We start from the raw sequence: 17,421 nt of genomic DNA on the forward strand, positions 1-17,421 counted from the left end.
GGCTTACTTTGCGCTCCCTTTGACTAAGCTCTTTTGCTCTAACTTATTACGATAATCCGCCAATACAATTTCTAACGCCGTCACAGCTGTCTCTTCGTCAATATCATTAGTTTCTAGCAGTTCAATTAGATCTACCGCCAGTTGAATGTGTTTAGGGGCGTTCTCAAGCATCATTTTATTGTCAAATCCCAGTCAAAGAAATGCAGTATTATTGTGTCATTATGTAGTTTAAGCCTTGTAAAAGATGGTTTTTACAATCGTTAATGGCACAATATTATCTGTTTTAAACCCTTTGTAGATCAAGCTCCTGTCGAAGTTTGATAAGGTTCATTTTCTGTTTTCGAGGTCTTCTGTGGTAACAAATGATTTCTGGTTAGATCGCTGGCAAACGGGTCGCATTGGTTTTCATCAAGACGGCGTGAACCCAAAATTAATTGAGTTTTGGCCTTCATTTCCCCGTGGTACACGTGTGCTGGTTCCGTTATGCGGTAAATCCCATGACTTAGTCTGGCTAGCAGAGCAAGGCTATGAGGTAACAGGTGTTGAGCTGTCTCCCTTAGCTGTGGTGCAGTTTTTGGGGGATAACGATTTTTCTTATGAAACCCTCCAGCAAGACAACTTAAAAATTCATCAAGTTGAAGGGTTACCACTGCGCATTGTAGAAGGGGATTATTTTCAATTTACAGAAAATGATTTTGATGCCTGCTACGACCGCGCTGCCATGGTTGCCATGCCGAGTAGCAAAAGAGCCGATTACGTCAAACACACCCTTGCGCGCTTAGGGAGTAATGCATTTACATTACTCATTTCGTTGCATCATGATGGTGATGTGAACACCCCTCCTTTCTCTGTAAGTGAACAAGACATTCCAACACTTTGGGGCAATAAAATACGCAAGGTCGCCAGTGAAGATCTGGCTCAAAGCCAACATGATTATCAAGAACGAGGCTTTAACTGCTTTGAGGAAAGTGTGTGGCACCTCAAGGCTGACACATAATACTTAACGCCTGTTTTAGTTATTCCTGTATACCCTGGGTGTTTTCTGGGATAATAACCTATTCAATAATAACTTGTGGTAACAAGTTAGTATTTTAGCTTAGGCGAACCCCAAGAGAGCACCATGATAAAACGACACAAAACTGCTAAACACCTTTTCTCCTACCCACAGTATTGGGCTGAGTGCTATGGTGTGTCCCCTTTTCTCCCTACCACTCGCGAGGAAATGGACCAACTTGGTTGGGACAGTTGTGACGTTATCTTGGTAACCGGTGACGCCTATGTAGATCACCCAAGTTTTGGTATGGCTGTCATGGGCCGCCTGCTAGAGGCACAAGGTTATCGTGTTGGCATTATTGACCAACCAAACTGGCGTAATGTGGACGATTTTCAGCGCCTAGGACGACCCAACCTTTATTTTGGCGTCACTGCTGGCAACATGGACTCCATGATCAATCGTTATACGGCGGATTTGAAAGTTCGTAACGACGATGCTTATACTCCCTACGGTGCTGGCGGAAAACGCCCTGACCGAGCAGTCATTGTGTATTCTCAGCGCTGTAAAGAAGCCTTCCAAGATGTACCTGTCATGATTGGCGGTATCGAAGCCAGTTTGCGTCGAATTGCTCAATATGACTATTGGAGCGACGAAGTTAGACGTTCAGTACTTATCGATTCCACAGCAGACATTCTATTATACGGCAATGCCGAGCGTGCCATTGTTGAAGTGACCCATCAGTTGGCAATGGGCAAAACTATGGCCCAATTGACGAATATTCGAGGCACTACGATTGTCCGTGATACGCCACCTGGTGGTTTTTCTGAATTGGATTCAACCCGAGTCGACTGGCCTGGAAAAATAGATAAGATCTACAGCCCTTATGAATATATTCCGGAAGGAAAATGTCAAACAGATAATGGCAAAGAAGACGATGGCGTGATGCCAATTCGCGTGATACCTGCACCGTTACGCCGTGGCGAAAAGCTTATTCCTGAAAAGACTTATATTCGCTTACCTTCGTTTGAAAAAGTTTCAAAAGATCCTGTTCTTTACGCCCATACGTCACGTATTTTGCACCTGGAATCTAACCCTCATAATGCCCGTGCATTAATTCAAAAACACGGAAAAAAAGAAATTTGGGTCAACCCACCACCAATCCCATTAGAAACCGAAGAAATGGATGGGGTGTTTGATTTAACCTATGCCAGAGTACCTCACCCTAAATACCAGAAAGCCCGTATTCCTGCTTACGACATGATAAAAACGTCGATCAATATCATGCGCGGTTGTTTTGGTGGCTGCACCTTTTGCTCAATTACAGAACATGAAGGTCGTGTTATTCAATCACGTTCCCATGAATCTATTCTCAATGAAATAGAAGACATCAAAGCAAAAGTACCAGGTTTTACCGGTCATATTTCTGACCTAGGCGGCCCTACTTCCAACATGTACACACTTAACTGTAAAGATGATGAGATCCAAGCCTCGTGCCGTAAGCTCTCATGTGTGTACCCAACAATTTGTAGCAATCTGAATACCGACCATAGTCCAACCACTCAGCTGTACCGTAAAGCCCGCGCTATAGAAGGCATTCACACTGTGTCGATTGCCTCAGGTTTACGCTATGACCTAGCGGTAGAAGACCCAGAATATGTTCGCGAATTAGTGACCTACCATGTAGGTGGCCTCCTCAAAATTGCACCCGAGCACTCAGAAAAAGACACTTTATCAAAAATGATGAAGCCTGGTATGGGTACCTATGACCGCTTCAAGAAAATGTTCGACAAATATTCTAAAGAAGCAGGTAAAAAACAGCACTTGATCCCTTACTTCATCGCGGCTCACCCGGGAAGTTCCGATGAAGACATGATGAACCTTGCTCTATGGTTAAAGAACAATGATTTTAAGCCGGATCAGGTACAGACTTTTTATCCATCGCCTATGTCTTTAGCGACCGCCATGTACCACTCAGGGAAAAATCCTCTTAAGCCTGTTTCTTATAAGAGTGAAGAGGTTTATACGCCGAAAGATTATAAGCAACGCACCGTACAAAAAGGCTTTTTACGCTATCACGATGCTAGCAACTGGAAAGACCTGCGTAATACCCTAATAACCATGGGCAGAGCGGACCTTATTGGCCACGGCTTAAACAAACTTGTTCCACCAGAAGAAAAAGATAAACAACAACCACGTCGGCCAAGAAAAGCCAAGCCTGGCCAGCGTACTGGCGCATCCCACAGTTCTAATCGCCCAACTAAAGACAACATTAGTCAGGCTCAAAAAACGAGACGTAAAAGCAGTAATGCCAATAGCACAATCAATGGTATGAATAAGAAAAGAAAAACAAAAGCAACTCGCTAAGCCTTGGCGCACCTTTTAGAACAAAAAAAGCCCCAAGAGCTATCCACTCTTGGGGCTTTAAAGTCTGAGATAGCTGCTAAACGTGTAAACGATTATACAAGGCTGCTCTTCTTTGTTCCGCTGCAAGCTGTTTCTGGCTAGCAAAACAAAACACTAGAACTTCTGTGGCCGCAATCAACACCAAGGTGTAGCCCAAAGTTTCCACCCCTTCCTCAACGATATTTTTTACCACACGTACGTAGTTGTCTCCCATTACTGCTTGCCAAAAAACACCGCGACCTAGTAAACGGGAAAAAGCCAAAACCACTAACATACCTGTTAGCAAACTACCAAAACTAGGCTGCAAGGAATATGCCTTCAGGGAAGCATAAATCTGTTTGAACTCACCGCGTAAAGAAATCAAAGTGGAAGCAATAATAAGCAGAACCAATCCCTGCCACGCACCATCAAACATGTAGGTATCAAGCACTGCGTCAAATTCGCGTACGAACATCATAGCTAATAAAGCAGTAACCAGTTTCATGGCAACTTTAAGTTCGTCATTTAACTTAGAGGCATAGTAAAACATGATAAAGCCGACAAACAATAAACTGCTCTGCAAGTATTCAGTCATTGAGTGTTCACTATATTGGGCGCTAGTAAGCTGATTAAATCCTTCGAAAGTTACCATTTGAGCAACGACAGCCACTAAAATTAAATATAAAAAAGAACGCACAATAAACATAATCATCTCCTACGATAAGTGCAGGAGATTATAAACTTAGCTTAATTCAAAAACGATATATCATGACAAAATGACACCTTCATTACAGGTTTAGTTCTTTTTTTATACCTTTTGTAAAGAAATATGTAAGGAGTGTGAACGCATATTGAGAATGATTGTCTTTTAAAAAGAAAAATACTAAAAAGAAAATCTAATAAATACGAAGTCAAAAAACCGTGTTGCTATGAATTAAGAGCAACACAGTTTTTTTAGAGAAGCGCTACTTTTTAGGCGCAAAAGGGTTTTCTGAAGAGTTAAACTCAAAACTAATTGGCGTACCCGTAATATTCAAAACGGTTCGAAATTTATTTTCCAAATAGCGCTTATAACTACCAGGTAATGCGTGTGTTTGATTACCATGCACAACGATACGCGGTGGATTTGATCCTCCCTGGTGAGCATAACGTAATTTAATACGGCGCCCATTTACCAATGGCGGCTGATGCTCACTGACAGCACCTTCTAAAATTCTAGTCAGGCGGTTAGTTGACCATTTGGCATAACAGGATTCATAGGTACTTTCGATCGTATCGTAAAGGTCACCGACCGCAGTGCCATGCAAAGCAGAAATGTAGTGAACTTTCGCATAAGGCACAAAACCTAACCGACGCTCGACTTCTTTCTTAATGTGCTCTCGTTCGTCCTTCGCCAAGCCATCCCATTTATTAATTGCAATCACGACACCACGACCTGCATCTAACACATAACCAATCATGTGTAGATCTTGTTCCACCAGATCCTCATGCCCATCGATAACAACAATAACCACATTGGCATCTTGGATCGCTTGCAGTGTTTTCACAATCGAGAACTTCTCAACCGCCTCTTTAACATGTTTACGACGGCGAACACCTGCGGTATCAATTAGGGTATATTGTTTTTCGTGACGCTCATAAGGGATATAAACACTGTCACGAGTCGTGCCAGGCATGTCATAAACCACCACTCTGTCTTCACCTAACATGCGGTTTACTAAAGTCGACTTACCAACATTAGGACGCCCAACTACGCCAATTCGTATACCACGCGCAGACAGATCTATTTCATTTTTTGCTTCTGCCACTTGTTCAGCGAAAGGCAACATAACTTGATCAACAAGTTTATGAACACCTTTACCATGAGCTGCAGCAATTGGGTGCAACTCACCTAAGCCAAGAGAATAAAAATCTGCTAAGGCAATGTCTTCGTTAATACCATCGGTTTTATTCACCACAAGGGAAACTGGCTTACTAGAACGTCGTAAATGATTTGCTATCATTACATCTGCAGGGTTCAAGCCATGGCGGCCATCAACCAAAAACAGCACGGCATCCGCCTCTTCAATAGCTAAGAGGGACTGGCGCGCCATTTTTTCATCAATACCCTGTTCATCACCACTGATTCCACCGGTATCAATAACAATAAATTCGTGCTCAGCCAACTTAGCATCACCGTATTTACGGTCACGGGTTAAACCTGGATAGTCTGCTACCAAGGCGTCACGAGTGCGCGTCAATCGATTGAACAAAGTGGATTTTCCAACATTGGGTCTACCTACCAATGCAATAACTGGGATCATTTTTCTACCTTTATAAATACAAAGTGGCTGCCACCCCAACCGGAGTGGCAGCCGCTTACTATCACTTAATTATGAAGCTTGCTTATTTGCGGTAACGAAAAGCGACAAGGTTAGCCGTTGGGGTCATTGCAAATAACTGCTGCCCATTTGACACCATACGCCCGCCAAGTAGCACGTCTTCATCTAAAATTCTTCTGCCTTCAACCTCACCTGTTGCTAAATTAAGCAAGTGAATATAACCACCGCGATCTACTAAGGCAACGTATTCTCCTACAAAAATAGGCAACTGCAAATCTCTGTCGACAAGTGTATCATTTTCCCAGATTTGATTGCCGTTTTTTGCATTAAAGGCCAGCACTTTACTGCTAACATCAGTCACAGCCAAGATATCACCTTGTAAAGCAACACCTGAAGCACTAGATACAGCTCGTTGCCAAATAGGACGACCACTTTCTAGGGACAAGGCTGAAAGAGTACCGTTATAGGCAACCGCATAGACAATACCGCCTTGCACAACGACACGGCCATCTACATCACTAAGACGCTCTATTTCATATCGCCCTTCCGGTTTACCTACTTCGAATGACCAAAGCTCATTACCAGTATTAAGGTCGTACGCCTTTAGCTCACCTAGCGCCGTTCCAGCAATTACACGGCCTTGTGCGATAACGGGAACGCTTGTACCTCTAACCGTTAAGGCTGGTAAATCTTCTTTTACGCGCCATAAGGTATTTCCTGTTTGAGCATCTAACACACTCAACCAGCCGTCGGCAGTCTGTACGGCAAGTTTACCCGCCGCATATGCGACTTCAGATAAGATTTCTGAACTCATAGGGCGCTGCCACAGCACGGTTTCAGTCGCGGTTGAAACGGCGGCTACTTCAGCATCATGAGTACCAAAATAAAAAGTATCTTGATTGCGAGTTACCCCAGTACTAGGGGAGAAGCCAGTATAAACAATGCTTTCTTTACGGCCGTCTTCTTGATCGACTTGATAAATTGTCCCTAAGTCCGTAATAAAATAAAGCGTTTGTTCTTGAGCTAACAAGTTGAGCCGCTCCCCTTTCTTACCATAATATCCATCAACTCCAATACGCCAATCGGTATCTAGTACCACTTGCGTATCAATAGCATCTGGTTTTGGCAAAGCATTAGAGCAGCCTTGCAATAATAATAGGCTTGAAAGTGCTACAACTAAAAGCGACTTACTCATTATTAACCCTTCACTAAATCTTGCAGTTTAATCTCTAATAACGGATGGTTAGTTCCACCTACAAGCGCATTCTTGGCGGTTTGATACGCTTCTCTTGCTTGATCACGCTTCCCCTGCTGCAAGTAAATATCACCCATTAACTCTTGCTTTTGTGCAACAAACTCACTCGCAGTTACGGTTTCTAACTGCGCTAAGGATTCACTGAACTTTTCTTGCTGTAATAACAATTGCGCAATTCTTAATTGAGCTATAGCACGAAAAGACTCGTCTTCCGTTTGTGCTGCAGCTTCTTTTAAAGCTCCCACAGCTTGATCATAATTACCTTGCTCTGCATCTAAGCGTGCCACAAACAACTTAGCAAACATGGCGTAGCCGGTATCGCTATAGTCATCATTTAATTGCTGAGCAATAAAGGAAACCGTTTTTTGATTATCTTCGTTAGTTAAATCTGCAGATGCTTGAACCATATTTTGGTAAAGATCAGAAGCCTCTGCCACATGGTTCGCTTTACTGGTCTGCCACGCCTGGAAACCAAAATAACCACCTACTGCAACAGCCACGGTAATAATGAGTGCCGTACCATTCTTTTTCCACCAGGTTTTAAATGCTTCAATTTGTTCTTCTTCTGTCTTCAATTCAGACATGGATTTTCCCCAACTTAATTTTCATTCTCATAATAGTAATTAACAAGAAACTAATGACTAATTTATTAACGTTTCTAAAAATGCCGCAACCTCTTGCTGCTGACATTCAGTTTGCTCTCCGGTTGCCATATTTTTAACTTGGCACATTCCTTGATCGACTTCATCCTGCCCTAAGATCAAGGTAAATTTAGCGGCGAATCGATCTGCTTTTTTCATTTGGTTTTTAAAGTTGCCACCACCGCAATGGCGTAATACTGTCCAATCACCCTGCGCAGAACGCAACTGTTCAGCCAACACACTTGAAGCTATCTGGGCATCTTCACCAAAGCTGGCAATAAAAATATCCGTTTGATGTTGCGCGTCTGCTGGTATTAAATCCAGCGTTTCAAGTAGCAGCACCAAACGCTCTACGCCCATGGCAAACCCTACACCAGGCGTTGACTTACCGCCCAACTGCTCAACTAAACCGTCATAGCGCCCACCCGCACAGACAGTTGCTTGAGCACCAAGATGAGTCGTTACCCATTCGAAAACGGTTTTGCCGTAGTAATCCAAACCGCGAACAAGTCGGCGGTTGATCACATAAGAAATACCATTCGCTTTCAATAAAGCTTGCAAGTGATCAAAGTGAGACTGAGACTCTTCACCAATAAAGTCCTCTAAGTTAGGCGCATCAACTAAAACTGCTTGGGTTGAGGCATCTTTAGAGTCCAATATCCGCAAAGGATTTGTTGCCAAGCGGCGTTGACTGTCTTCATCAAGCTGATCTTTGAATTGGGTTAGATACTCTACCAAGGCTGCTTTATAGGTTTCACGTTCCGACGCTAAACCAATAGTATTGAGTTGTAGCTCCACATGCTCCAGTAAGCCAAGTTGCTTCCATAAGCGGGCCGATAGAATAATTAACTCAGCATCTACATCAGCAGTACTCATACCAAAAGCTTCTACGCCAATCTGATGAAACTGGCGATACCGACCTTTTTGTGGACGCTCATAGCGAAACATTGGCCCGACATACCAAAGGCGTTGCACTTGATTAAAGAGCAAGCCTGCTTGATCTGCTGCACGAACACAACTAGCCGTTCCTTCAGGACGTAGCGTTAAAGACTCACCATTGCGGTCTTCAAAGGTATACATTTCCTTTTCCACAATATCAGTGGTTTCACCCACACCGCGTTTGAACAGGTCGGTGTTTTCAACCACAGGAAAACGGATTTGCTGATAACCATAAGACTTAACAACTTGCGCTATGGTGTTCTCTAGGTACAACCAGACAGAGGATTGACCTGGAAGTATGTCATTCATTCCGCGGATTGCTTGAATTTTACGTGCCACTAGGGTTCCTTAACTCTTTGCTATAATGTTCGCTTCTTGCTCAGCCTTTGCTGCCGCTTTCGCGCGAATTTTCTTTTCTAAATCATCCACCAAGGTATCGTTCTTGGTTTTACTCTCTGGCTTACCGTCTTGGTATACAAGATTGTTCGGGGTACCACCAGTTAAGCCGATGTCGGCTTCTTTGGCCTCTCCGGGGCCATTTACCACACAACCAATAACAGCAACATCCATTGGAACGGTAATATCCTCAAGGCGTTCTTCAAGTTGGTTCATGGTTTTGATGACATCAAAATTTTGCCGCGAACAACTTGGGCAGGCAATAAAATTGATTCCTCGGTTACGTAATTTGAGACTACGTAGCATATCCCAACCCACTTTGATTTCTTGTACTGGATCAGCAGCTAAAGAAACACGTAGGGTATCGCCAATACCATCCATTAATAGCAAACCAAGGCCAATGGAAGATTTCACGGTACCCGAGCGCAAACCTCCCGCTTCGGTAATGCCAAGATGCAATGGGTTATCTATTTGGCTGGCAATTTTGCGGTAGGCTTCCACCGTCATAAAAATATCAGAGGCTTTTAAACTAAGCTTGTATTCATGGAAGTCTAGCTCGTCAAAATACTGTATTTGACGGAACGCTGATTCCACCAGAGCATCAGGGGTGGGTTCGCCGTATTTTTTCTGTAAATCTTTTTCCAAAGAACCAGCATTAACACCGATTCTAATAGGAATGTTTTTGTCGCGGGCGCTATCTACTACGGCTCGAACACGGTCTTTATTACCAATGTTACCGGGGTTAATTCGCAAGCAATCAACACCGTATTCCGCAACTTTCAAAGCGATTTTATAATCAAAGTGTATATCCGCAACTAGGGGAACCGACACTTGCTGGCGAATTTGCTTAAAGGCTTCAGCTGCATCCATAGACGGCACAGAGACTCGAACAATATCGGCACCAGCATCCGTAATGGCTTGGATTTGTTGCACCGTTGCGGCAACATCACACGTTTCTGTGTTCGTCATACTTTGAACACTGATTGGGGCTCCGCCACCCACAGGCACATCCCCCACCATAATTTGGCGAGACTGACGACGCTTTATCGGAGATTCAAAATGCATACTATTCTCTACTTGAGCTCAAAACGAGCCAAATCTTTGCTAACATAAGAAGAAAAGTCGAACTCCTCTCCCTTATAAATCAATGAAGATACTCCACGAGCAAAGCCAAGTACCACTCGGTACGGCCCCTCTCCATTCAGCGTTAATGAACTACCCGCTGATTTTACCCCAGAGTACAAAATTTTGCCGTTATTATCTCTTACTTCCGTCCAACAGTCTGCAACGAATTGCATTTCAATTTCATGATCGTAAGCGGGCACCACTGGTGTTACCGGACTCTCAACCTCAGGCTCTGGTATCTTGGTTGCAGAAGCGATCACTTCCTCCTCAACACCCGCTTCTTTTAACAAAGCAACTTGTTCAGCGGACAAGCCCGTCACCACATCGATCTGATCGCTTTGAGATTCACTGGGGATTGACTGGCTAGCATCAATGGCTAGGGGTTCCTCAGCTTGTACCGGAGCAGGCACACCAGCCAAAACGGACAAATCTTCTTGTGCTTCCTCCGCCTGTGTTTCAGTAGCCGCGTCCAAAGGTTCTTCTAGACTGTCCTCGTCACTAGAAAAAGAAGGCCACCAGAAGGCTAAAAATACCAAAACGGCAATAATGACAATGGAAATCAGTACAATGAAGGGGTCACCAAGTTGGGACTGTTTATTCACTTTATCGACTGGTTGGATAGTGGGTTTTGCGTCTGACTGCAAACTGTTGAAGGCAGCAATCAGGACACTGGCATCCAATTGAACCACTCGACAATAGCTTTTAAGGAAACCTCTTACAAAGGTAGGGGAGCGAAAGTAGTTAAACTCATTTGCTTCAAGGGCACGCACTTGCTCAATAGAAATCTTCAGTTCTGAAGCCAGCTGTCGTTGATCTAAGCCTAGGGATTCACGTTGTGTGCTTAAAGTTTCACCAATATCAAAAGAAGCGACTGTTGCTTCTCTTTCAGAAGCTTCGTTGTATGTGTCAGTTGTCATGCTAATACCTTGAATCATTCAGGCAGATGTACGGGCTCGCAGACGGATTTCGTGTAAGGTCAGTCTCGCGTACAGATACTTGTCGCGACAGACAATGAAACTCGTCAAAATGCACGGATGTGAGTGCATTTTTCTTATTCGCCTGAATATTTTTTAAAATGTGGCGAGCGCTTTCTATATGGCCTTGTATTAAAGCAAGATTGAGCTCTGTCATCAAACCTATAAGAGGCAAATCTGCAATTTCTTTTGCTTGTTTAATATATAAAGTTGCTAAATTTACATCTTTTTGACGAAGGGCACAGCGAGATAAATTCAACCACACAGACTGCCCCCGTGGAACGGCACTTTTCCGGGCTTTTTCAAACTTCGCACACGCTTGGGACCAGAGCCCTTTCGCCCCTAATAACGTGCCATAATTATTCAATAAAAACGCGTCGTCTGGGTACAGGGTTAAGGCTTCACGATGGCTTTCTATTGCCTGTTCGTTTGACCCCACACTAAGCCAATATAAGCTCGTTAAACGCCAATAATTAAGGTTATAGAAAGACTTAGGCACAAGATTCAATTGTTGCTTGGCTCCTTGCCATTGCCCTAAAAGAAGGTAAGTTTGAGCCCGTTGCAACGCTTGTTGATAAGAAGCATCAGCATGTTGTGAAGGCAATGCTTGATGACTACAAGCCGAAAGAAACACACAGAAAACACAAACAAAAGATTTAAAAAGACACATAAATAGACATCCTTGTCATTCATGTTAGAGAAGCATCTGCTAAAGCAACCACCTCATCCTTGAGGTAATAGTGCGCTAGTTATTTACTTCTCTAAGTTCAATGTATTTTTGGCTCCGACGGGTCTTATCGTGAAAATCCCCGACTAACTGACCACAAGCCGCGTCAATGTCATCACCACGAGTGGTTCGTACCGTAACAGTATAGCCAGCATCTGCCAGAATTTTTTGGAATCGACGAGTTCTGTTATTGGAAGGCTTGTCATACCCAGAATGAGGGAATGGATTAAACGGAATCAAGTTAATTTTACATTCTAAGTCTTTTAGCAGTTGCGCCAATTCATGGGCCTGCTCTTCATTATCGTTCACCCCAGACATCAAGGTATATTCAATGGTAATGTGACGCTTATCTGGTAAGTTATCCAAATAGTGCTGACATGCTTCTAGCAGCTCGGCAATAGGGTACTTTTTGTTAATAGGCACCAGCTCATTACGCAATGGGTTATTTGGCGCATGTAACGAAATAGCTAATGACACGTCTGTACGCTTTACTAGCTCATAAATTTTTGGCACCACGCCCGAAGTACTTAGTGTGACACGACGCTTTGATAAGCCATATGCATTGTCGTGCATCATGAGAATCATGGCATCAACTACAGGCTCAAAGTTCATCAAAGGCTCACCCATCCCCATCATCACCACATTGGTCACTCTACGAGGGCCGTTAGGATCCATAGGGCCAAAAGACTTAATGGCAATCCACACCTGACCAATAATTTCTGCTGGAGTGAGATTTCGGTTAAACCCCTGTTTACCTGTAGAACAAAAACTGCAATCCAAAGAGCAACCAACCTGAGAAGACACACACAAGGTAGCCCTGTCGCCATCAGGAATTAGAACAGTTTCAACACAATCGTTTTTACCACCTTCTGTACGAATAATCCATTTGCGCGTGCCGTCTTTAGAAATGTTTTGAGACACCACTTCCGGCGCACGAATCTCGCATATTTTCTCTAATTTGGCGCGTAAGGCTTTACTAACATCTGTCATTTCATCAAAGCTTTCAGCCCCCTTTTGGTGGATCCATTTCATTACTTGTGTCGCACGAAATTTCTTTTCACCGATGGATTCAAAAAACTCAATGAGTTTTTGTGGGGATAAACCAAGAAGGTTCACTTTTTTAATGTCAGTCATAATTTAAATCACTTGCCAAATAGAGCATTAAGTATAAACGAAAAAAGCCTCTGAAAAGGTGCACCTTTTCAGAAGCCTCTGTAAAAAAACGGGCCTAGGCCCGTTTCTCACATTGCCGACGCTGTTAAAACGTCTAGCGATTACTTACCAAAGAAGTAAGCAATTTCACGTGCAGCAGATTCTGCAGAGTCAGAACCGTGAACAGCGTTAGCATCGATAGATGCTGCGTAATCTGCACGCAAAGTGCCTGTTGCAGCTTCTTTCGGGTTAGTTGCACCCATTAGTTCACGGTGACGCAATACCGCATCTTCACCTTCAAGAACAGAAACCACAACTGGTCCAGACGTCATGAAAGCAACCAAGTCTTTGTAGAATGGACGCTCTTTATGCTCAGCGTAAAAACCGCCAGCTAATTCGTCGTCTAGTTGAATCATTTTTGCTTCAACAATTTTAAGACCTGAACGCTCAAAACGAGTGTAGATTTCACCGATCACATTTTTAGCAACAGCATCTGGTTTGATGATAGAAAGAGTGCGTTCTAACGCCATGGTATAACTCCAAATTAACAATTATTAGAGGTTGCCTTTCGCAAGCTCTAGGACAAAAAGATTAGCGCGTGGATTATACGCATCAATTTATGAAAATTGTATGCTCTTTTGAACATTATTTAGTCATTATCGAAGAAAATTCACATTTTAAGAGAAAAATTAACCTCGTAGCTGAGTCACAGCATGAGTAATGGTCTTAGCCGCAAAATCCACTTCTTCTTGTGTCGTAAAACGCCCAACAGAAATGCGCAAAGAACTGTGTGCTAATTCTTCGCTCAAACCAATTGCCCGCAGCACATAAGAGGGCTCTAGACTTGCTGATGTACACGCCGACCCTGAAGATACCGCCACATCACTAAGAGACATGAGCAACACCTCACCGTCGACACCTTCGAACCCAACATTGAGCACACCCGCAACTCTGTTCTCAGGGTGACCGTTTAAATGCACCCCAGAAATCTGGGTTAACGCGCTCCAAAGACGGTCTCTAAGCAAAGCAATACGCGAGCTGTCTTCTTGCATCTGTTGCTGCGCTAGGTGAAAAGCTTGCCCCATTCCCACAATTTGGTGAGTTGGCAAGGTACCAGAACGCATGCCGCGTTCATGTCCACCACCATGAATTTGAGCCACTAACTTCACTTTCGGAGAGCGACGCACGTACAAAGCACCAATGCCTTTGGGACCATAAGTTTTGTGTGCAGTAAGTGACATTAAATCTACTTTCATCGCCTGCACATCGATTGCAGCTTTACCTGTTGTCTGGGCAGCGTCTACGTGAAAAAACACCCCATGCTGACGAGTTAATTCACCAATGGAAGCGATGTCAGTTAATGTTCCTAATTCATTATTGCCATGCATAAGTGACACTAAAATAGTGTCTTCACGCAGAGCTTGAGCAACTTGCTCTGGGGTAATCATGCCTTCTTTTGAAGGAGTGAGATAGGTAACCTCAAAGCCCTCTAGCTCCAATTGCTTGCAAGGATCTAATACCGCTTTATGCTCTATCATGGAGGTAATGATATGACGCCCCTTTTGCTTATAAGCATGGGCAACACCTTTTAAAGCAAGATTATTCGCTTCCGTTGCACCTGATGTCCACACGATTTCTCTTGTATCTGCGCCAATCAAATTAGCCACCTGCGCCCGAGCTTCTTCCACAGCTTCTTCTGCTCGCCAACCAAAAAGGTGTGAACGAGATGCAGGATTGGCGAAGTTCCCTTCTTGGGTAAGACAGGCCATCATTTTTTCAGCCACACGAGGGTCAACAGGTGTCGTAGCCGAGTTATCAAGATATACAGGTTGAATCATGTAAACTCCATGGGGTGGCAGCTAAACCGCTGCTTTTGCTATCGTTTGAATACGGGAAACAATCGAGCGTAAACCATTACCTCGAGTTGGGCTCAAATGGCGCTCTAGGTCAAGATCTTGAAAATATTGTTCGATATCAAAAGACAAGACTTGTTGCGGTGTTTTGCGATCAAAAGCCGCCATCACCAAACCTAGCAAGCCACGTACAATAATGGCATCGCTGTCTACCGAAAAGGTCAATACTTCACCTTGCTGAGCATCTTGCTCTGCACCAGGCTGAATCCAAACATTACTCTGACACCCTTTCACCAAACGTTCTGGGGTGCGCCACTCGTCACTAAATTCAGGCAAGGATTTTCCTAGATCAATAATGTATTTGTACTTATCTTCCCAATCATCAAAAAACTCAATATCTTCAATAATTTCTTCTGTAGTAGGTAAAGACATACACCCTCTTTAAATTCATTATGTTTTTTACAAGCTAGTCTTAACACAAACAAAAACGACCTTAAGGCAATTAAGGTCGTTTTTATAACGCGAGTTGAGCAAGGGATTAAAAAAACAGACCCGCTTCTAACTGCGCTTCTTCACTCATCATCTCTCGTGACCAAGGTGGATCAAACACCAACTCTACCTTAACACCTTCAACGTTTGGCACTTTAGCAACACGATATTCAACATCGCCCACTAAAACAGGCCCCATGCCACAACCAGGTGCCGTTAGGGTCATTTGAATATCAACCAGTTTGTCTTGTTGATTCACGGTGACTTTATAGATCAAGCCTAAAGACACCAAACTGATTGGAATTTCAGGGTCAAAAATACTGTCTAATGCTTGCCAAACTTGCTCTTCGCTGATTTTTTCATCCGCAGGAGAAGCAAAATCCAACACTTCTGGCTGCTGACCAACGGCTTCTGCGTCTGTACCATCAATACGTAACATATTACCCTGCCATGTCACGGTATAATTACCGCCTAGGCTTTGATTAATGGTAATAAACTGCCCTTCAGGAATGATCGCAGGCTCACCACTTGGAACACGGCGAGCGGGACAAGCTCGCTGAGTAACCACCATCTTTTGCATGCAATCTAACTCACACTAAAGCTTTCGCCACAACCACACTCGGCCACGACGTTAGGATTATTAAATTTAACAACCTGATTCACTCCTTCTCGAACCAAATCGATTTCTGTACCTTGCAACATTTTGGCCGAGGCACTGTCTACCGCCAGATCAACGTCTCCAAAACGAAGCAGATCATCTCCTTGCTGTGCCTGATCAACAATATCTAGCACATAGGCAAAACCCGTACAGCCACTTTCTTTAGTGCTTAAACGAATAATTTTACCTGGCTGTTTCACTAACTTCGAGGCAAAATATTTTTGCGCAGTCGCCGTTAACGTAACACTCGCGCTTGGGTCAAATGTAGCCGCCGTCATTGTCTTCTCCTAAGCTAACATATCGCGCACTTTTGCTAAGCCTGCGAAAAGTGCATCAATTTCTTGAGTGGTGTTATACACCGAGAACGAAGCTCGTGCGGTACCAGGTACACCAAACCGAGCCATTAAAGGCTGAGCGCAATGATCACCTGTACGAATAGCAATACCTTGACGATCCAGCAGAAAGCCAATATCCGCTGGATGACCTTGCTCAAGCACAAAACTCAACACACCAACCTTGTGCTTCGCATTACCTATAATAGTAAGGCCTTCAAACTCATTGGCTAAAGCCGTAGCATGATTAACAAGGCTCTGCTCATGTTCATATAAGGCTTTTTGATCCAACGACTGAAGCCAACGAATGGCTTCGCCAAGTGCAATTGCATCGGCTACGTTGGGAGTACCCGCTTCAAAACGGTGCGGCAAAACATTCCAGGTAGCATCTTGCAAGGTGACGGTTGAGATCATCTCCCCACCGGTACGCCAGACAGGCCAGTCAGCCAACACTTCAGCTTTACCCCAGAGTACGCCTATGCCCATCGGCGCGTAAATTTTATGCCCTGAAAAAGCGTAAAAATCACACCCTATTTCTTGTACATCCACAGGCTCATGAGCGATCCCTTGAGCACCATCTATTAAAACCCAAGCACCAAATGCTTTGGCTTTTTGCGTCATTTCTTTAATTGGATTAATGGTTCCAAGGGCATTCGAAATATGTGGAAAGGCAACAAAGCGCGTGCGCTCATTTAGCAACTCATCATAAACAGCTAAATCCAGCTCCCCGTCATCTGTAACTGGCACTATTTTTAGAGTAGCACCCGCTTTTTTACAAGCTTGCTGCCAAGTAACCAAGTTAGCATGATGTTCCATACCCGTGGCAATGACTTCATCACCAGTGGATAAAACTTGCCCTAAGCCATTCGCGATCAGGTTAATGCCTTCGGTTGTTCCAGAAGTCCAAATAACCTCTTCACGTGCTGGTGCATTAATAAAGCGAGCGACAGTATCACGAGCTGCTTCAAAGCTCTTAGTTGCCTCATCCGCTAAACGATGCGCTCCTCTATGAACATTTGAATTGCTCTGAGTATAGTAATTTACTAAGGCATCAATAACACATTGGGGCTTTTGAGTCGTTGCAGCATTATCGAGGTAAATCAATGGTTTGCCATCAATCTCTCGCTGCAAAATAGGAAACTCTCTGCGTATCGCTGCTAAATCAAAACTCATTAGATTCTCG

The 17,421-nt window shown here is 43.8% G+C and carries 18 protein-coding genes; 2 read left to right on the plus strand and 16 right to left on the minus strand.

Annotated elements, in window-relative coordinates:
- Window positions 1-3: 3 nt before the first annotated feature.
- Entirely contained in the window at window positions 4-174 is a 171-nt protein-coding gene (locus ACYVGZ_RS11335) for a DUF2496 domain-containing protein (protein WP_460755474.1), read from the minus strand.
- 178 nt (window positions 175-352) lie between these two features.
- On the opposite strand from ACYVGZ_RS11335, the gene ACYVGZ_RS11340 reads away from it, so the two are divergent.
- Together ACYVGZ_RS11340 and ACYVGZ_RS11345 are read left to right on the plus strand one after the other, a co-directional pair.
- Window positions 353-997 carry a class I SAM-dependent methyltransferase gene (locus ACYVGZ_RS11340; protein ID WP_460755476.1) on the plus strand — a complete coding sequence of 215 codons (645 nt, stop codon included), beginning with the start codon at window positions 353-355 and terminating at the stop codon, window positions 995-997.
- Between the two features lie 123 nt (window positions 998-1,120).
- Complete coding sequence (locus ACYVGZ_RS11345; protein ID WP_460755479.1) at window positions 1,121-3,358, plus strand: YgiQ family radical SAM protein; 2,238 nt, start codon at window positions 1,121-1,123, stop codon at window positions 3,356-3,358.
- 76 nt (window positions 3,359-3,434) lie between these two features.
- Here ACYVGZ_RS11345 and ACYVGZ_RS11350 read toward each other — a convergent pair whose 3' ends face one another.
- The 15 genes from ACYVGZ_RS11350 to ACYVGZ_RS11420 all read right to left on the minus strand — a co-directional run bounded on the left by ACYVGZ_RS11350 (window position 3,435) and on the right by ACYVGZ_RS11420 (window position 17,411).
- Window positions 3,435-4,082 carry a hypothetical protein gene (locus ACYVGZ_RS11350; RefSeq protein ID WP_460755482.1) on the minus strand — a complete coding sequence of 216 codons (648 nt, stop codon included), beginning with the start codon at window positions 4,080-4,082 and terminating at the stop codon, window positions 3,435-3,437.
- Window positions 4,083-4,341: 259 nt separating this feature from the next.
- Complete coding sequence (gene der, locus ACYVGZ_RS11355) at window positions 4,342-5,679, minus strand: ribosome biogenesis GTPase Der (protein WP_460755485.1); 1,338 nt, start codon at window positions 5,677-5,679, stop codon at window positions 4,342-4,344.
- Between the two features lie 82 nt (window positions 5,680-5,761).
- Window positions 5,762-6,892 carry an outer membrane protein assembly factor BamB gene (bamB, locus tag ACYVGZ_RS11360; RefSeq protein ID WP_460755488.1) on the minus strand — a complete coding sequence of 377 codons (1,131 nt, stop codon included), beginning with the start codon at window positions 6,890-6,892 and terminating at the stop codon, window positions 5,762-5,764.
- A gap of 2 nt (window positions 6,893-6,894) precedes the next feature.
- Window positions 6,895-7,536, minus strand: coding sequence for a YfgM family protein (locus tag ACYVGZ_RS11365; protein ID WP_460755491.1), 642 nt, complete (start codon window positions 7,534-7,536; stop codon window positions 6,895-6,897).
- A 57-nt stretch (window positions 7,537-7,593) separates the two neighbouring features.
- A complete protein-coding gene (gene hisS, locus ACYVGZ_RS11370) occupies window positions 7,594-8,871 on the minus strand; it encodes a histidine--tRNA ligase (RefSeq protein WP_460755493.1) in 1,278 nt (425 codons plus the stop codon).
- A 9-nt stretch (window positions 8,872-8,880) separates the two neighbouring features.
- Window positions 8,881-9,993, minus strand: coding sequence for a flavodoxin-dependent (E)-4-hydroxy-3-methylbut-2-enyl-diphosphate synthase (gene ispG, locus ACYVGZ_RS11375; protein WP_460755496.1), 1,113 nt, complete (start codon window positions 9,991-9,993; stop codon window positions 8,881-8,883).
- Between the two features lie 8 nt (window positions 9,994-10,001).
- Window positions 10,002-10,970, minus strand: coding sequence for a RodZ domain-containing protein (locus tag ACYVGZ_RS11380; RefSeq protein WP_460755498.1), 969 nt, complete (start codon window positions 10,968-10,970; stop codon window positions 10,002-10,004).
- Between the two features lies 1 nt (window position 10,971).
- Window positions 10,972-11,697, minus strand: coding sequence for a hypothetical protein (locus ACYVGZ_RS11385; RefSeq protein ID WP_460755500.1), 726 nt, complete (start codon window positions 11,695-11,697; stop codon window positions 10,972-10,974).
- A 75-nt stretch (window positions 11,698-11,772) separates the two neighbouring features.
- The gene (gene rlmN, locus ACYVGZ_RS11390; RefSeq protein ID WP_460755502.1) at window positions 11,773-12,888 is read right to left on the minus strand and encodes a dual-specificity RNA methyltransferase RlmN; all 1,116 of its coding nucleotides are present in this window, start codon (window positions 12,886-12,888) and stop codon (window positions 11,773-11,775) included.
- 140 nt (window positions 12,889-13,028) lie between these two features.
- Window positions 13,029-13,436, minus strand: a complete 408-nt coding sequence (gene ndk / locus ACYVGZ_RS11395) for a nucleoside-diphosphate kinase (RefSeq protein ID WP_460755505.1) — start codon at window positions 13,434-13,436, stop codon at window positions 13,029-13,031.
- A gap of 159 nt (window positions 13,437-13,595) precedes the next feature.
- Window positions 13,596-14,744: an IscS subfamily cysteine desulfurase gene (locus ACYVGZ_RS11400; RefSeq protein ID WP_460755508.1), complete on the minus strand. Its 1,149-nt coding sequence runs from the start codon at window positions 14,742-14,744 to the stop codon at window positions 13,596-13,598.
- 21 nt (window positions 14,745-14,765) lie between these two features.
- Entirely contained in the window at window positions 14,766-15,191 is a 426-nt protein-coding gene (locus tag ACYVGZ_RS11405) for a SufE family protein (RefSeq protein WP_460755511.1), read from the minus strand.
- Window positions 15,192-15,297: 106 nt separating this feature from the next.
- On the minus strand, window positions 15,298-15,828 hold the full coding sequence (gene sufT / locus ACYVGZ_RS11410; RefSeq protein WP_460755514.1) for a putative Fe-S cluster assembly protein SufT: 531 nt from the start codon (window positions 15,826-15,828) through the stop codon (window positions 15,298-15,300).
- A gap of 5 nt (window positions 15,829-15,833) precedes the next feature.
- Window positions 15,834-16,184 carry a HesB/IscA family protein gene (locus ACYVGZ_RS11415; RefSeq protein ID WP_460755517.1) on the minus strand — a complete coding sequence of 117 codons (351 nt, stop codon included), beginning with the start codon at window positions 16,182-16,184 and terminating at the stop codon, window positions 15,834-15,836.
- A 9-nt stretch (window positions 16,185-16,193) separates the two neighbouring features.
- Entirely contained in the window at window positions 16,194-17,411 is a 1,218-nt protein-coding gene (locus tag ACYVGZ_RS11420; protein ID WP_460755520.1) for an aminotransferase class V-fold PLP-dependent enzyme, read from the minus strand.
- Window positions 17,412-17,421 lie beyond the last annotated feature (10 nt).

Source organism: Marinomonas epiphytica, assembly GCF_054780655.1.

Excerpts from the sequence above, each read along its gene's own strand:
- ACYVGZ_RS11335 (WP_460755474.1), bottom strand. The coding sequence starts at position 174 with ATGATGCTTGAGAACGCCCCTAAACACATTCAACTGGCGGTAGATCTA.
- ACYVGZ_RS11345 (WP_460755479.1), top strand. The coding sequence starts at position 1,121 with ATGATAAAACGACACAAAACTGCTAAACACCTTTTCTCCTACCCACAG.
- ACYVGZ_RS11350 (WP_460755482.1), bottom strand. The coding sequence starts at position 4,082 with ATGTTTATTGTGCGTTCTTTTTTATATTTAATTTTAGTGGCTGTCGTT.
- der (WP_460755485.1), bottom strand. The coding sequence starts at position 5,679 with ATGATCCCAGTTATTGCATTGGTAGGTAGACCCAATGTTGGAAAATCC.
- bamB (WP_460755488.1), bottom strand. The coding sequence starts at position 6,892 with ATGAGTAAGTCGCTTTTAGTTGTAGCACTTTCAAGCCTATTATTATTG.
- ACYVGZ_RS11365 (WP_460755491.1), bottom strand. The coding sequence starts at position 7,536 with ATGTCTGAATTGAAGACAGAAGAAGAACAAATTGAAGCATTTAAAACC.
- ispG (WP_460755496.1), bottom strand. The coding sequence starts at position 9,993 with ATGCATTTTGAATCTCCGATAAAGCGTCGTCAGTCTCGCCAAATTATG.
- ACYVGZ_RS11380 (WP_460755498.1), bottom strand. The coding sequence starts at position 10,970 with ATGACAACTGACACATACAACGAAGCTTCTGAAAGAGAAGCAACAGTC.
- ACYVGZ_RS11385 (WP_460755500.1), bottom strand. The coding sequence starts at position 11,697 with ATGTGTCTTTTTAAATCTTTTGTTTGTGTTTTCTGTGTGTTTCTTTCG.
- rlmN (WP_460755502.1), bottom strand. The coding sequence starts at position 12,888 with ATGACTGACATTAAAAAAGTGAACCTTCTTGGTTTATCCCCACAAAAA.
- ndk (WP_460755505.1), bottom strand. The coding sequence starts at position 13,436 with ATGGCGTTAGAACGCACTCTTTCTATCATCAAACCAGATGCTGTTGCT.
- ACYVGZ_RS11400 (WP_460755508.1), bottom strand. The coding sequence starts at position 14,744 with ATGATTCAACCTGTATATCTTGATAACTCGGCTACGACACCTGTTGAC.
- ACYVGZ_RS11405 (WP_460755511.1), bottom strand. The coding sequence starts at position 15,191 with ATGTCTTTACCTACTACAGAAGAAATTATTGAAGATATTGAGTTTTTT.
- sufT (WP_460755514.1), bottom strand. The coding sequence starts at position 15,828 with ATGCAAAAGATGGTGGTTACTCAGCGAGCTTGTCCCGCTCGCCGTGTT.
- ACYVGZ_RS11415 (WP_460755517.1), bottom strand. The coding sequence starts at position 16,184 with ATGACGGCGGCTACATTTGACCCAAGCGCGAGTGTTACGTTAACGGCG.
- ACYVGZ_RS11420 (WP_460755520.1), bottom strand. The coding sequence starts at position 17,411 with ATGAGTTTTGATTTAGCAGCGATACGCAGAGAGTTTCCTATTTTGCAG.